Annotated in this window: 11 protein-coding genes; 8 read left to right on the top strand and 3 right to left on the bottom strand. The window is 40.5% G+C overall.

What is annotated here, in order from left to right; all coding sequences use genetic code 11:
* Window position 1: 1 nt before the first annotated feature.
* Window positions 2-1,855: a hypothetical protein gene (locus NXS00_RS00315; RefSeq protein ID WP_258097106.1), complete on the top strand. Its 1,854-nt coding sequence runs from the start codon at window positions 2-4 to the stop codon at window positions 1,853-1,855.
* Here the strand turns inward: NXS00_RS00315 and NXS00_RS00310 are convergent.
* Both NXS00_RS00310 and NXS00_RS00305 read right to left on the bottom strand, forming a co-directional pair.
* Window positions 1,852-2,703 carry a hypothetical protein gene (locus NXS00_RS00310; protein WP_258097105.1) on the bottom strand — a complete coding sequence of 284 codons (852 nt, stop codon included), beginning with the start codon at window positions 2,701-2,703 and terminating at the stop codon, window positions 1,852-1,854. The genes NXS00_RS00315 and NXS00_RS00310 overlap by 4 nt on opposite strands.
* Window positions 2,704-2,710: 7 nt before the next feature.
* On the bottom strand, window positions 2,711-3,637 hold the full coding sequence (locus tag NXS00_RS00305) for an Ig-like domain-containing protein (RefSeq protein ID WP_258097104.1): 927 nt from the start codon (window positions 3,635-3,637) through the stop codon (window positions 2,711-2,713).
* Window positions 3,638-3,778: 141 nt separating this feature from the next.
* On the opposite strand from NXS00_RS00305, the gene NXS00_RS00300 reads away from it, so the two are divergent.
* From NXS00_RS00300 to NXS00_RS00280, 5 genes are all read left to right on the top strand, one after another.
* Complete coding sequence (locus NXS00_RS00300) at window positions 3,779-4,420, top strand: SDR family oxidoreductase (RefSeq protein WP_258097103.1); 642 nt, start codon at window positions 3,779-3,781, stop codon at window positions 4,418-4,420.
* A 96-nt stretch (window positions 4,421-4,516) separates the two neighbouring features.
* Window positions 4,517-7,684, top strand: coding sequence for a WD40/YVTN/BNR-like repeat-containing protein (locus NXS00_RS00295; protein WP_258097102.1), 3,168 nt, complete (start codon window positions 4,517-4,519; stop codon window positions 7,682-7,684).
* A gap of 390 nt (window positions 7,685-8,074) precedes the next feature.
* A complete protein-coding gene (locus NXS00_RS00290; RefSeq protein ID WP_258097101.1) occupies window positions 8,075-8,857 on the top strand; it encodes a COG1470 family protein in 783 nt (260 codons plus the stop codon).
* Between the two features lie 8 nt (window positions 8,858-8,865).
* Window positions 8,866-9,813 carry an ABC transporter ATP-binding protein gene (locus NXS00_RS00285; RefSeq protein WP_258097100.1) on the top strand — a complete coding sequence of 316 codons (948 nt, stop codon included), beginning with the start codon at window positions 8,866-8,868 and terminating at the stop codon, window positions 9,811-9,813.
* An 11-nt stretch (window positions 9,814-9,824) separates the two neighbouring features.
* Window positions 9,825-10,823 (top strand): ABC transporter permease, encoded by a 999-nt coding sequence (locus tag NXS00_RS00280; RefSeq protein ID WP_258097099.1) that lies wholly within the window; start codon window positions 9,825-9,827, stop codon window positions 10,821-10,823.
* Between the two features lie 96 nt (window positions 10,824-10,919).
* Here the strand turns inward: NXS00_RS00280 and NXS00_RS00275 are convergent, their stop codons facing one another.
* A complete protein-coding gene (locus NXS00_RS00275) occupies window positions 10,920-13,685 on the bottom strand; it encodes a phosphoenolpyruvate carboxylase (protein ID WP_258097098.1) in 2,766 nt (921 codons plus the stop codon).
* Window positions 13,686-13,841: 156 nt separating this feature from the next.
* Between NXS00_RS00275 and NXS00_RS00270 the strand changes: the two genes are divergently transcribed.
* Both NXS00_RS00270 and NXS00_RS00265 read left to right on the top strand, forming a co-directional pair.
* Entirely contained in the window at window positions 13,842-14,666 is an 825-nt protein-coding gene (locus NXS00_RS00270; RefSeq protein ID WP_258097097.1) for a prohibitin family protein, read from the top strand.
* 96 nt (window positions 14,667-14,762) lie between these two features.
* Entirely contained in the window at window positions 14,763-16,049 is a 1,287-nt protein-coding gene (locus tag NXS00_RS00265) for a citrate synthase (RefSeq protein ID WP_258097096.1), read from the top strand.
* Window positions 16,050-16,132 lie beyond the last annotated feature (83 nt).

Below are 16,132 nucleotides of genomic sequence, written 5' to 3'. Positions count from 1 at the left end.
AATGTGTCAGTATAGACTACCCCTTCTATTCCTATTCTTTATTGTAGGGCTCACAGCATCATATGCTCAAGAGTCTAATGATGACTTCTCAGACTATTCATATCTCTGGGAAGACTCTAAGGCTAAAGAAAAAGAAGCGAAGCAAAAAGCAAAAGCAGAGCTTAAACGCCAAAAGGAGCTGGAAAAGCTTCGCAAGAAGGGGCTTCTAACTGATACCACTAAAACTGCCGCAAGCAATTCTATTGCATTGGATTCTATACCTGCTGATAGTATTACTATAAATACTGACAGCACCATAAGTTCAACTTTAGTTCGAGATAGTTCAGTAGTCAATGAACCGAATGAATCAGTAACCCAGGCTGACTCCATTCCTCCTACTCCGGAAAAAGTAATTCCACGAGATACCATTCCTGAACCAAAACCCAATCTAGATGAAGATCCTGAAAAGAATCAACCAGAAGAAGGTTTTGATCTGGATGATTTAGACAAACAGGAAAAGGAAAAGAAACGACTGGAAGGCAAACCAATCCAGGATTTCAGAGGAGGCTTTGGATCTGGTAAGTCATCGGGAGGAACATTCAATGGAGGTTTTAACTACACCCGCATTGGTGATCAGAACTTTGTTGGGCTGACTTTAAATCCAGATTTCTCAATTGGGAAAGTAGGTGTTGGGTTGAACATTCCTATACTTTATGGATTGGAAACCAAGAAAATACGAACGGAGATCTTTGAAGATGGTGTCGGAGTTGCACGTTTGATCACCTACATCCGCTATGGCGTACAAAAGAAGGATCATGTATATGTAAAAGTTGGACAATTAGACAACACAATGATTGGCTATGGTGGGCTAATTAACAACTACACGAACACGACTAGTTTTGAAAAACGAAAAGTAGGTTTGCATACTGATTTGAATTGGAGGTATTTGGTTGGCATTGAAAGCATGTACAGTGACTTCAACCCTCAGTCATTTAACTTGTTTGCAGTACGTCCATATATTAGACCACTTGGAATGCTAAGTATTCCAGTAGTGAACACCCTGGAGATTGGATCCACAGTCGTCAGAGACAAAGACCAAACCAATCTTTCTATTACGGATGGTGAAACTGCAACCTATCAGTTCACAGATGGTGGAGTTGGTGGTTTTGGCATCGATATGGGAATCACCGTATTGAGAATTCCATTCATTCAAATTGACTTATTCGGAACATACTCCAAACTAAAAGCTTCAGACAGCTTGAAATTGGCTTTTCAACAATATGCCATGGTAAGTGATGTAACAGACACCCCTTTAGAAGATGGATATTCTGATGGTTCTGGTCAAAGTGTGGGACTAAACTTCCGCTTCAACTTCATAGCCGATATCATGAGCACAGACCTGAGAATAGAGCGATTGAGCTATACAGAACATTTCCTTCCACAATTCTTCGATGCTACCTATGAGATCAATAAAGACGCAAGATTATTTGCCTTAGGTGATGCTGTGGCCATGAGTGGTATCTACGGTAGTTTGACAGGTCAAATATTGCAAAAAGTCCAATTGGGAGGAAGTCTCTTACTCCCAGACAATATTGGTGAAGATGCTCCTGCCACCGTAAGAGTCAATGCAGACATTGATCGTCTTGGTGACAAAGTATCCATGCATGCCAGCTATATCAAAGGAAATCTAAGCACATTGCAAGACGCTTTCACTTTTGATGAGCGTTCTCTGGCGAAAGTTCGGTTCATCTACCATCTGAACAAGTTCCTGGCGGCGGGTGTCGACTACTATTGGGCATTCACTCCTACAGCAGATGGAGGATATCAATCTGAGAAGTACATTTCACCTTATTTTGGATTGAGCATCGCTTTCTAAAGTTGATAAAACAACCCAAAGCTAAAGTTGGGAGCAGCTAATTGGTTTTTTGCTGCCGGTGCAAATCCTGCAGAGGCACTGATTCCAAATGTATCAGACACCAAATAGTTCAATTCTGGAGTAATCGATACGTATTCAATATTGTTACCAAACATAGAACCTTCAGAATTGGACTGGCCATTAGGAACACCGTTATAAAGTGACTGTACTGATTGGATTTTTAGAATAGCGATCAATTTAGATCCTGCATAGCCAAACTCTCCTCCTATTCTGAAATCATCTGAAAAGTCCTTTGTTCGGTTATTGAAAGCTGTATAAGCTGATACATAAAAAGGCGCTGGGTAGAAGGAATGACTCGCATCCAAACGAATCATTTGGTTGAACTCTCCATCTCCAGTCTGTAGAATCTTTTCTGATGACACTTCTGACGAACCCAAAGGAAGCCCTAACACCAACGAAACAGAGAATACAATTGGCTTATCCTGATTCCAACCATATTTGAAAGCTAATTGTGAATCACCAAACGCATTCAACTCTTCGCCTTCAATCGTGTCACCACTTTGATTGAATACCACTTTATTCAATGTAGACCTTACAAAAAATGGCACATAGGCTATCACATTGAAATTCTTACCCAATCCATATTCTGCATATAAACTAGTGGTATATAAACTGATCGTTGGTATATCCACCACATTACCATCTCCATCAAAGAAGTATGGAGATCGGATCATATTCTCTGCTAACTTGAAGTACCCTTCATTCTTACCATAAACCCATGCACCTCCTGCATAAGACTGACTAAAAGTGGAAATAACTATGAATGTAATTAATAGAAGTCTTTTCATGGTTGCGTTAGTTTAGATCAGCATAGCCAAAAGTGATACTGGCAGGTTTACACAAAATGATAACATACCGAAAGTCATCAAGCTGAATGGATGGGTCTATCTGTGAAACATTAAACTCTTTGGCTCCATTGTCCTTGATTTCCGCAATCTCCACTCCTTGCGCTCTTACAGCTGTGCCATCGGTGGAATTTGCGAGATAAATGAAAGTTCCAAGAGCAAAACTTGTTTCAAAATCTTCACTTAAATAGAGAAACAAATCATTGCCGTTGTGTTGCAAGGATGCAATACCCGTAGCTTTATAACTCCCTACGCTAACAAAAGAGCCAGTTCGACCTTGTACTCCAACCATAATCGGCAAAGGTTGACTACTCACATTTGCCACAGCAGCTGTCACCTGAACAATTCCATCTCCTAAACCTGTTAAAACTCCATTTTGATTTATCGATGCTATTTGTGAGTCATGCAGTGTCCAAACAGTATCTTCTACTCCTTCATATGGTTCACCATCAAGTCGATTAACCTCAATTTCTATATCGATGGACTCACCTACATCAATACTGCTATTCGTGACACTCAACAACACCTCAGACACATCATTGGGATCAGCTACCACCGTAATTGAAACAGTTGTCTTAGCTTCCCCAGGATTATTTATTTGAATATCTGTTTGTCCTTTAGTCAAAGCTGTCACCAGTCCATTACCATCTACGGAAGCCACAGTAGGTTGGGAACTGGTCCAAACCAAATCTGCATCTTCTTCTACCCACATATTGTAGTAATAGGTAGCTTCTAATTCAATGGTCTCTCCAATTTCAATACTCGCAGCGTTGATATTGGTTAGAATAGCCGGGTCTTTTGGATCATCCAAATAATCGGTCCCGATACAACCGAAAAGGCCTACAAGAAGCCAGGACAAATTAAATCGTTTGGTCATAGCAGTATGAATTTCTACTAAATACGGTTAAAAACCTCTGAAAGCTAAAAACTCTGTCCTCATTCTACTTCATTCGTCCACTTCACGACAAACGATTTGGGTTCTTATTAGTAGTATATAGAGATCAAATAATGAAACACTATGAAAGTATTAATAATAGGAGCAAACGGTCAAATAGGCCAAATACTTGCTCACAAACTCAAGAAAAGCAATCTCCACCCTGTAGCTATGGTGCGAAAAGCCGAACAAGTTGATCAATTTAAGTCTAAGGACATAGAAACTGTAGTGGCAGACTTAGAAGAAGATTTTGAATACGCATATGATGGGATCAATGCAGTGGTATTTGCTGCTGGCTCTGGTGGACACACCGGACCAGACAAAACCCATCTGGTAGATCGACTTGGAGCAAAGAAAGCTATTGACCTGGCTGTAAAAAAGAAAGTAAAACACTTCACCATAGTCAGTGCATTAGGAGCAGATTACAATCCGTCAGAATGGCCAGACAGCATGAAACACTACTATGAAGCCAAAGCAGATGCCGACAAACACTTGATGCAGTCAGGCCTCAATTTTACCATAGTAAAGCCTGGCAGGCTTACCAATGACCCGGGAACCAACAATATCACTCTTGGTGCGGAAATCACCAAAGAAAGTGACTCCATCCCAAGAACCGATGTGGCCACTGTGCTAGAAAAAGTAATAGCCAACCAAAAGGCGATGAATCACTCGCTCGAGTTGCTTTCAGGATCTACACCTATTGATAAGGCAGTAGAAGCTTTATAGGATTCTTATTATCAAAAGACTATTTATCCGATCATGTAAATAGCGGGTCCACATTGATCATAATTCAGTAAGTTTAGTCATAACCTAGAAAGTATTATGAGAAAAACTTTACTGACATTAATCTTTATAATTCCAGTTTTTGTCTTTGCGCAAAAACTGGATATGGACCTTGTTAAAGGCATCAAACCAAGGAGTATCGGACCAGCAGGTATGGCGGGACGAGTTACTTCTATAGATGTAGTCAACTCCAGACCTGAAGTCATTTACGTAGGAACAGCTTCAGGCGGCCTCTGGAAATCTGAAAGTGGCGGAATAGGCTGGGAACCTATTTTTGACAAGCATACTACCGCTTCCATCGGAGCAGTTGCTATCCAGCAATCCAATCCATCTGTTGTCTGGGTAGGAACAGGTGAAGGAAATCCAAGAAACTCGCTCAATGGTGGTGATGGTATCTACAAATCACTAGATGGCGGTAAGAACTGGACCAAGATGGGTCTAGAAAAAACACGTCATATCCATAGAATCATCATCGACCCTATGAACCCAAACACTGTTTATGTGGCAGCAATCGGTTCACCTTGGGGTATTCATTCTGAACGTGGCGTATTTAAAACGACGGATGGTGGTAAATCCTGGAAAAAAGTACTTTACGTAAACGACAAAACAGGTGCTGCTGACCTGGTGATGGACCCATCTAACCCAAATAAGCTAGTGGTTGCCATGTGGGAGCATTACAGACAGCCATGGTTCTTCACTTCTGGTGGAGACGGATCAGGGCTCTACATCACTCACGATGGTGGTGAAAACTGGGTAAAGAAAACGGATGAAGATGGTTTGCCGAAAGGAGAACTAGGCAGAATAGGTCTGGCTATTGCACCTAGCAACCCTGACATCATCTATGCACTTATTGAATCCAAGAAAAACGCGCTTTACAAAAGTGAAGATGGTGGCTTCAAATGGTCGAAAGTAAGCGACAAACCAGAGATTGGAAATCGTCCATTCTACTATAGCGACATCTTTGTTGACCCGATCAATGAAAACAGGTTGTATTCAGTATTCACTTATGTGAATGTCAGTAATGATGGAGGTAAATCCTTCGAATCTTTGATGCCAGCTTACGGTGTAAGTAACGGTGTGCACCCCGATCACCATGCTTTTTGGGTACACCCAGAAGATCCAAACTATATCATAGAAGGTAATGACGGAGGGTTGAACATCTCCAGAGACCGAGGTAAGACCTGGCGATTTGTCGAGAACATCCCTGTCGCACAGTTTTACCACATAGCAGTAGATAATGAGTATCCATACAATGTCTATGGTGGAATGCAGGATAATGGCTCTTGGGCTGGACCAGCCTACATATGGAAAGCACAAGGCATCCGTAACAGCTATTGGCAAGAGATCTCATTTGGTGATGGGTTTGATGTGATTCCTGATCCAGATGATAGTCGTTACGGGTATAGCATGTCTCAGGAAGGTTTTGTGGCCATTTATGATCGTGAAACTGGTTATAACGAATACATCAGACCAACTGCTCCAGAGCTGGAAGAAAAGCTACGATTCAACTGGAACTCAGCTATTGCGCAAGATCCATTTGATAACAATACTATTTACTTTGGTAGCCAATTCGTCCACAAAAGTACCGATAAAGGCGTGACCTGGAACATCATCTCTCCTGACTTGACGACCAATGATAAAAGCAAACAAAAACAGGACGAGTCTGGTGGACTGACCATGGATGCAACAGGTGCAGAGAACTACTGTACAGTCATAGCCATTAGTCCTAGTCCGGTAGAAAAAGGCGTGATCTGGGCCACCACAGATGATGGCAAAGTACAACTGACTAAAGATGGTGGCGACACCTGGACAGAGGTAAGCAAGAACATCAAAGGACTTCCTTCCTTCATTTGGATTCCGCAAATTAAAGTCTCCAACAAGAATGCTGGTGAAGCACTGATTGTTGCCAATAACTACAGAAACTTTGACTACACGCCATACGCGTACCGAACTACCGATTTTGGTAAAACATGGGAGCGAATCGTAGATGGTAACGATGTGGAGAGCTACACACTTTCTATCCTGCAAGACCCAGTAGAGCCAAAGCTTTACTACCTGGGTACGGATGATGGACTTTACATTTCTATAGATGGAGCAGCTAGCTGGACCAAATGGAAAAACGATTACCCAACAGTCAACACGATGGACCTGGTGATTCACCCAAGAGAACATGATTTGGTGATTGGCACATTTGGAAGAGCTGCCTGGGTTGTAGATGATATCAGACCTTTGAGAGAGATTGCAGCTTCCGCGAATAAGGTGCTCGACAAGACAGTTCATATATTCACCCCTCCTACGGCATATCAAGCCATGTATCAGCAACCAACAGGTTCTAGGTTTGGAGCAGATGCAATGTTTAACGGTGAAAATCGACGAGGTGGCGCTATGATTTCTTACGTGGTGAATGCACCAAAAAAGAAGGAGGATGAAAAAAAAGAAGAAGGTGAAGAAACTAAGGATAAAATCAAATATGATTCTCTAACACTTCAAATTTACAACAGTAAAGGTGACTTAATCAGAACACTGAAGCAAAAAGCACCTGAAGATAAGGGTGTCAACAGAATGTTCTGGGGACTGGAAGAAAAAGGTGTCAATAGGCTGACTAGAAGAGAGCTCAACACTGATCGGGAGCCCGGCGGTACTGAAGTGTTACCAGGTACGTATAAGCTCAAACTTACCTTTGGCGATCAGTCATCTGAAACAACTATTGAAGTGAAAGCTGATCCAAGAAGAACCATACCTACCAACATACTTCAAGCGAAATATGACGCTATCAAAGAAATGGAAGCTAAGCAAGAATTGGCTGTTGGACATGTAGAGCAGTTGAAAGAAAAGATCAAAATCACTGAAACCCTCATCAGTAGAATGAAGGAAAAAGATGAGAAAGAATTTGAAGAGCAAATCAAACTCAGCAATGAGGTAAAAGATACACTCAACACCTTTATGGACATCTATTTCGGAAAAGAAGATGATAGACAAGGTATCACTGCTGATCAACCAAACACCATTGATAACTATCTGGGCAATCTTTCTTTCTACCTGGGAAATGCTACCCATGCACCATCTGCCACAGAAGAAGCATTAATGAAAAAGTTTGCAGACGAGATGACCAAAGCCAATGAAAAAGTAGATGCTTATCTGAGTGAAGAATGGCCTAAATACAAAGAGAAAATGGAAAATCTAGACTTGAGTCCTTTCAAAGATTAGTCTAACAAAGAGGTCGTTCAAAATCCATTGAAGCGGCCTCTTTTTTAACTTCACTATAGTGCTAACACCAAACAAACAGCACAATTCATTTTGTCTTTCAAAAATTATTAAATCTGTTTCAGTTAATGTATTTTCTGCTATTAGAGCTAATCTAGAACTGCTTGGCTCTAATTGTTAATAGAAGTTAATACGTGTTAACATTTGTTAAGACCTACCTCCACCCTTTTTCAGACATTCTGAATCACTACTAAATTGCGAGCAGTTTTACTAAACCCCGACATGTGAGGGCGGATAAAAATGTTTTTTAGTCATTAACCTTTTAATTCGTAATTTATGTTAGCGTTTAATTCTACTTTTTTAAAACTTAATTGCATTGCTTTTTGCCTATTTATGGCACTTTCATTAGCCCCTACAGCTGGGCATTCACAAAACCAAAATTCCAATTCATTCATACCCGATCTGTACAACATCGAGAATACCACTAATGAAACATTCAGGTACAAGGCCACATTGAAAAACAATGGTAATCAACCCATTAGGTACTCGCTGAGTGCGACTATTCCTGAGGGCTGGAGATCAACTTTTAAAGCACGAGGAAATGGTATTACAACAATCGGTTTGGATGCAAACAAAACGGAAAATATTACCATTGAACTCGTACCTGCATACAATTGCCAACCAGACAGTTACCAAGTACCCATTACAGCAATTTCTGAAAGTGACACGCTTCAATTCCAATTGGAAGCGGTAGTCAAAGGATCATATGAACTGGATTTAACAACTCCATCAGGTTTACTCAGTGGACGTGTTACGGAAGGTGAAAATTTCACCGTTACACTTAAAGTAAAAAACACAGGAAGCCTCCCTTTGCGAGATTTGGAGCTATCATCACGAAATCCTTCCAAATGGACAATCTCATTTGATCCAGCATCAATAGATCTATTAGACGCAGGAAAAGCAAAAGAAGTAACTGCGACTATCAGCGTTCCGGACAAATCGCTACCAGGTGATTATCTGAGCAAAATTACCGTCAAAAACTCAGAAACAAGTAGTACCATGGACTACCGTGTAACTGTAAAAACCTCCGCACTAGCAGGGTGGGTTGGAGTATTAACTATATTGGCCTCAGTGGCTATTGTATTTTTCCTGATTCGAAAATTTGGAAGAAGATAAGCTGAGTTATGGAAAAGGCAATTATTGAATTATCCAATTTGAGTAAGAGTTATGGTTCCCTCAAAGCGGTTGATCGACTTAATCTATCCATTAAAAAAGGTGAAATCTTTGGATTACTTGGACCTAATGGGGCAGGGAAAACCACATCAATCCTGATGATGCTTGGCCTTTCCGAGCCTGATCAGGGTACTGCTTTCGTTTGTGGACACAATGCTACATTTGATCCTATTTCGGTACGAAAAAAAGTAGGCTACATGCCGGACAGTCTTGGGTTTTATGATGACATGACCGCCTGGCAAAACTTGCTATATACCGGAGAATTGAATGGCATTCCCAGAGATCAACTTGAAGCAATCTGTGCAGAGGTCATACAGACAGTAGGTCTCGATCAAGAGGTCATACATCGTAAAACTTCGACATTTTCTCGAGGAATGAAGCAAAGGCTCGGTCTGGCTGAAGTATTGATCAAACAACCTGAGGTAATTATTCTGGATGAGCCAACGCTGGGAATTGACCCTATCGGTGTAAAGGATTTCCTAAACCTGATAGTTAAACTCAATCGTGAAAAAGACCTTACAGTACTCTTATCTTCTCATCACCTGGAGCAGGTACAGCAGGTCTGTGATAGAATGGGGATTTTCATCGGTGGACAATTATTAGCCGAAGGTGACCTGTCTACACTTTCTAAAAATCTGACCAATGAAAACCCATACCATGTCAACATTACTCTGGCTGAGCAGCCCCCAACCCCCTGGAAAGGTCAGGAAGACATCCAGAAATTGACTCAAGTCAGAAATATTAAAATAGATGGATCAACTATTGGCATATCGTCGAGTGAGGACATCACGGCAGATCTTGTACGCTTATTTGTGAACAAAGGATACGATATCATCGGTGTTCAAAAGAAAGAATACCATTTGGAAGATATCTACCAATCCTATTTTAAAGCATCATAATTAATGGACCTATGGAAAAATCAACCAATACATTATCCATATACACGAGTCGTCATCGTTTGTGCCCAAGCCCTGTTTGGGTAATGGTCAGAAAGGAAATTTCAGGACATATCAGAAGTTGGAAATTCATCGTATTGCTGGTTCTGATTCTACTCACTTACTGGGGATCATTGCTGGTATCTATGAGCGATCTTAGATCAATCACATCTTCTATAAAAGACCCTGAATCATTGTTTATATACCTTAAACTTTTGACACATACCAATGGCTCATTACCACCATTCCATGTATTCATGAGCTTTTTAGGACCTCTGTTGGGAATCAGCCTGGGGTTTGATGCCATAAACTCCGAAAAGCAAAATGGCACACTCAATAGAATTCTCGCTCAGCCGGTCTACAGGGACAATTTACTGCTGTCCAAGTTTGTGGGTGTTTGGATTCTTGTAGGTGCCCTGATGCTCACACTAACCCTACTGATGATTGGAACTGGAACTATACTAACAGGAATAATCATTGAGATGGAAGAGTTGTGGAGAATTTTGACACACGCATTAATCAGTGTGTTTTACATAGGGCTTTGGCTGGCTATTGCCATATTGCTCTCTGTGGTTTTTCATCAACCTGCTACCTCGGCACTAACAGCCATTGCCATCTGGTTATTCTTCACCGTATTTTATGAAGTAATCATCAATTTAGCTGTGAAGGCCATGATCCCGGATAATCCGTTGCAAGCTTCGGCTCAATATGAGATTTATCAGCTAGCTTTCAACTTTTTAAGACTTGCTCCTAGTCAATTATACACTGATGCAACTACAACTTTACTTATGCCGTCAGTTCGTAGCCTCGGTCCTGTCACCATGGATCAAATGGCAGGTGCCATACCTACCAACCTTCCATTCAAGGAAAGTTTGATGATTGTATGGTCAGAGGTAAGTGGATTGATTGCAGCAACTTTCGTATGCTTTGCCCTTGCATATTACAAGTTCATGCGTAGAGAAATCAGAACTTAATCTTCAAAATATACCTTCGACTAAGAGAGTATCATAAAAAAGGGACGTCTACATCTAGAAGTCCCTTTTTCACCTAACTTATTTCGAATATACTTATCAGCCGGTATTCCTCATTGCTGAGGCAATACCATTAATTGTTAGCATTAATTGTACCTGAGTCTTTTCAGCTTCAGGATCATTCTTCGCCTTTTCAGTTCTCCATTTGTCAAGTAATTCAACTTGTTGCTTATGAAGAGTGGCCATTAATGATGCCCTTAACTGGTTAGAATAGAAGTGATTTTTACGTCTCTCTTCTATACCTCTCTCCAACAATTCCATCAACATTTGACGAGTCAGTGAAAGCTCATTTAAGAACATGTTCAAGAACTTATCCTTAATATCTTCTTCCTTCACCAATGAAGCGTACATTTTGATGATCTCTTCATCAGTCGCAGCTAAACTAGTATCCACATTGGTCAATACATAACGAATGAATGCATCATGCTTCAATGCTTTCTTGAATTCAGCATAAAGCTCTGGAGTATTAGTCTTCAAGTCATTGATAGCAGACCCAAGTCCATACCAGCTTGTCATATTGAACCTGGATTGACTCCAAGAGAACACCCACGGAATCGCTCTCAAATCCTGCAATGAGTTTGCTCCCGTTCTTTTTGCTGGTCTTGAACCGATTTTACTCGTTTCTATAGCATCAATTGGTGTTGCCTGACGGAAGAAAGGAATGAACCCTTCTTCGTGCATTAGCTTTTCATAGTAAGTCTTACTATCGTCCGCTAATTTTTGAAGTACATCAGCCAATGGATGTGGTTTTCTTTCTGTAAAGTGGCTACTGATTGACTTGGCAGCGGTACTCGCTACTAATAATTCAATGTTGTACTCAGCATTAACTTTATTGGCATACTTCTGTGCAATCGTCTCGCCCTGCTCTGTCAAACGCAGGTCTCCAGCGATACTTGAGTGTGGCAATGAATTGATAAAGTAATGCGTTGGTCCTGCACCTCTACTGATTGAGCCACCTTTACCATGGAAGAAGCGAATTTTCACTTCAAACTGTTTTCCAGTTTCATATAGTCTACTTTGAGCTTTGAAGAGATTCCACTGGCTGGCCATGATACCTCCATCTTTATTACTATCAGAGTAACCCACCATTACTTGCTGTACTGGCATCGGCGTTTCTTCCTTCTCCTGGATGTACTTAATACTTCTAGCAGTGTAAGGATGTGACAAGAAACCTTTCAAAATATCTGGACCATTAGCCAAATCATCAATCGTCTCTAACAATGGCACGACAGGAAGTACACAAACCAATCCTTCCTTAGTCTGAATAGTTAGACCTGCCTCTCTTGCCAGTAAATAAACGAGTAATAAATCAGAAACCGAACGTGTCATTGACACAATCAAAGAACCAATTCCTGCTGTATCATACTTTGATATGTGAGCTTCCAAAACTTTGAAACAACTGACAACAGCCTCAGCATTTGGTCCAAGTTTCGTGTTTTGATGGGTGAATGGTCTATTTGATTTCAGTTCTTCATTTAAGAAAGCTAAACGCTCCTCTTCACTCCAGTTTGGATAATCCGTTTTCTCAAAACCAGCAGCTTCTAGTAACTGCTGCATGGCCTTGTCATGAAAATCACTATTCTGGCGTACATCCACCTTCGCCAGGTAAAAACCGAAAGTCTCAATTGCTCTGATAGCCGTATGAATATCATCTCTTGCAATTGACTTAGCTCCATAATTAAGCATAGCTTTCTGTAGCAGCTTTAGGTCTGCCAGTAACTCCTTAGAGTTCACATAACTTCCCGGGTACTCCATAATCTCTGTAGCGTGACCTCTACGCGTATCAACAGGCAGTTTTGTCAGTACGAGATTGATAAATTGACGAAATGCTTCACCTCTATTTCTTGTATAGGCTTCCTCTCCACGTGCTCCCAGCTGTGTTTTTAACTCATGAAGACGATCTTTTAACTCAGGATCTACGGTTGAAGAACTTGCGGTGAAACTCAAATGCTTCACTAAATCAACTAGTGTTCTGCGAACAACTACTATGGCATTTAATCTAAGTGCAGTCAGTGTCTCGGCTGTCACTTGATCCGTCACCAACGGATGACCATCTCGGTCACCTCCTACCCAATCTCCAAAAGAGAGCTTAGGCCAGGCATCCAAGTCGTACAAAGTCTGTGAATCAAAGCCTTGATCTTCCCAGGCTTGTAACATTCGTCTGTCCAAAACGGGTATTACCTGTGGAAACACATTAATTAAATAATGCATAATGTTTCGGAGCTCTGACGGCACATCAGGCTTCTCCAGGAAAATCTCTCCTGTCTTCCACAAACGATAAAGCGTTTGCTTAATATTATGTCGAATGTTTTCTTTTTCCTTTTCTGTATACATAGAGTTTTCACGCTGTACCATTAATAGATACAACTCTCTGTGATGCTCCAATACAGTTGCTCGTTTCGCCTCAGTAGGGTGAGCTGTCAATACGGGTTCAATACGAATATCCTTAAGTCTTACAGCAATATCCTTTTCACCAATTCCAAGATCTTTAAGTTTCTTGAAATTGTTCGCCCAAAGGCCATTGACAGACGCCAGATCCTTGTCTTCCTGAGATCTTCTGTGTTGTACCGCTCCATTGATTTCCACCATATTTACCAGTTGGAAAACCAATGAATACAACTGAATATGTTTTTGTGTGAGCGGCTGTGATTCCAATTCCGGTATAAACTTGATCCACGGAATCTGATTGGCCATCTCTTCTTCACCATTCTCAATGAGAATATCCTTTAAAGCTTCCAACAGAAACTCCAGATCCTCATAGGGTTTACCTAATGTTTCTTGTAATAATTTTAGCGTAGATTTCATCAAAATTTACTTTATAAACCGGTCATTTATTTGGTTATATTGCAATAAAAGCTAAAATTATTTGGAATATCAATAAATAGCATCATCAATATAGAATAATAATTTATTTCACCTGTTGATTATTAACTTTACCAGCTAAAATGCAATAATTCTACTATGGATAACCGAAAATACTTACCTCTTATCATTGTTACGGCGGTCATTTTGATTGTCATTCTTTCACTTGGGAATTCCTTAATCTATAAGGTGAAATCCGGTGAAAGAGCTGTCATTTTCAACACACTTTCTGGTGAACTGGATAAGCAAAACGTGATAGGACCTGGTTTTCATGTGAAAGCACCATGGAGTGACGCTTACATATATGATGTTACAGAGAACCAAATTGAGGAAACAATGGACGTGTTGGACAAAAACGGCCTAAATATTAATGTAGATATAACAGTTCGTTTCCACCCTATTTATGATAGCATAGGTGAAATCTACGAAACATTCAGAATGGATTATCAAGATAGATTGGTAAGACCTGAAGTACGATCTACTGTAAGACAAGTAATGGGAAGGTATACTGCAGAGGAAATCTACTCAACGAAAAGACCTGAAGTAGAAGGAGCTATCAAGTTAGAAACAGATCAGATACTGGGAGCACCAGGAAACAATGTTGAAATGAGAGCGTTATTGATCCGTTCAATTAAGCTTCCAGAGCAAATTAGGTTAGCTATCGAAAATAAATTAAAGCAAGAGCAAGAAGCTTTGGCTTATCAGTTTAGATTAGACAAAGAGGAAAGCGAAGCAGAAAGAAAAAGAATCGCAGCGGATGGTGAGGCTGTAGCCAACAAAATTATCAATAGCAGTTTAACAGATAACTTACTTAAAATGAGAGGTATCGAAGCGACTAAAGAATTGGCGAACTCTCCAAACAGTAAAATCGTTGTAGTAGGCAGTGGAAAGGACGGTTTACCATTAATTTTAGGTGGAAATTAAAGTCAGCCCTAACACTTTTAAAAATCGATAGTTAAATCAGCATAAATAGTTAATTTACAACCCAATTCTAGCATAATATAAAAAGTATAATAACAGATGTCGAATACAGCAGAGATTAAAGTAGATGGTAAGAGCTACGAGCTGCCTCTGATTGAAGGTTCAGAGCAAGAAAAAGCGATTGATATAAGCAAACTAAGAGCTGAGTCAGGAGTCATCACCATAGACCCAGGATTCAAAAACACAGGTTCTACTAAAAGTGCGATTACTTTCCTTGATGGAGAGCAAGGTATCCTAAGATACAGAGGGTACCCAATCGAACAATTGGCCGAAAAGTCAACCTTCTTAGAAGTTGCGTATCTATTGATCTATGGTGAATTGCCGGACACTGCGACATTTGAGAAATTTAAGTCTGACATCACGAACCACACGTTGGTGCATGAGGACATCAAGAAGCTTCTAGACGGATTCCCTTCAACTGCTCACCCAATGGGCGTGTTATCTTCTCTAGTTACTTCATTGACAGCATTCTATCCACAGAGTTTGGATCCAAACAGACCTGCTGATGATGTTAATTTGAGCATTATCAGAATTCTGGCTAAAATGCCAACATTCGCAGCATGGTCTTACAAAAATCAAATGGGTCACCCTGTGACTTATCCTGACAATAGCCTTGATTACTGTAGCAATTTCTTGAAAATGATGTTCGGTCTACCAACTGAGCAATATGAAATTGATCCAGTTGTTGCGGCAGCTTTGGATAAGTTATTAATTCTTCATGCAGATCACGAACAAAACTGTTCTGCTTCTACAGTAAGAATAGTAGGAAGTTCTCATGCTAGCTTGTATGCTTCTATCTCTGCAGGTATTAATGCATTGTGGGGTCCACTTCATGGTGGAGCAAACACTGCTGTTATCGAAATGCTTGAGGCGATCAAAGCTGATGGTGGTGATACACACAAGTGGATGCAGAAAGCAAAAGACAAAAACGATCCATTCCGTTTGATGGGCTTTGGTCACAGAGTGTATAAGAACTTCGACCCAAGAGCTAAAATCATCAAGAAAGCTGCGGATGATGTTCTAGAAAAATTAGGAGTAAACGATCCAGTATTGGATATCGCGAAAGGGCTTGAGAAAGAAGCTCTAGAAGATCAGTACTTCGTAGAAAGAAGCCTCTACCCTAACGTAGACTTCTACTCAGGTATCATTTACAGAGCATTGGGTATTCCAGCTGAAATGTTCACCGTAATGTTCGCATTAGGTCGTCTACCAGGTTGGATTGCACAGTGGAAAGAAATGAGAGAGAATAAAGAGCCAATCGGAAGACCAAGACAGGTTTACATTGGTGAAAACGAGAGAGATTACGTTGCTATGGGCAACAGATAATCCTTTCTCTTCAATAGATAAAAGAAAAGCAACTCAGAAATGGGTTGCTTTTTTGTTGATACCGAATCTTATCACGAATTAGA

Source organism: Marinoscillum pacificum (genome assembly GCF_024714495.1).
Lineage (GTDB): Bacteria > Bacteroidota > Bacteroidia > Cytophagales > Cyclobacteriaceae > Marinoscillum > Marinoscillum pacificum.
This window is presented reverse-complemented; position numbering and strand designations above follow the sequence as displayed.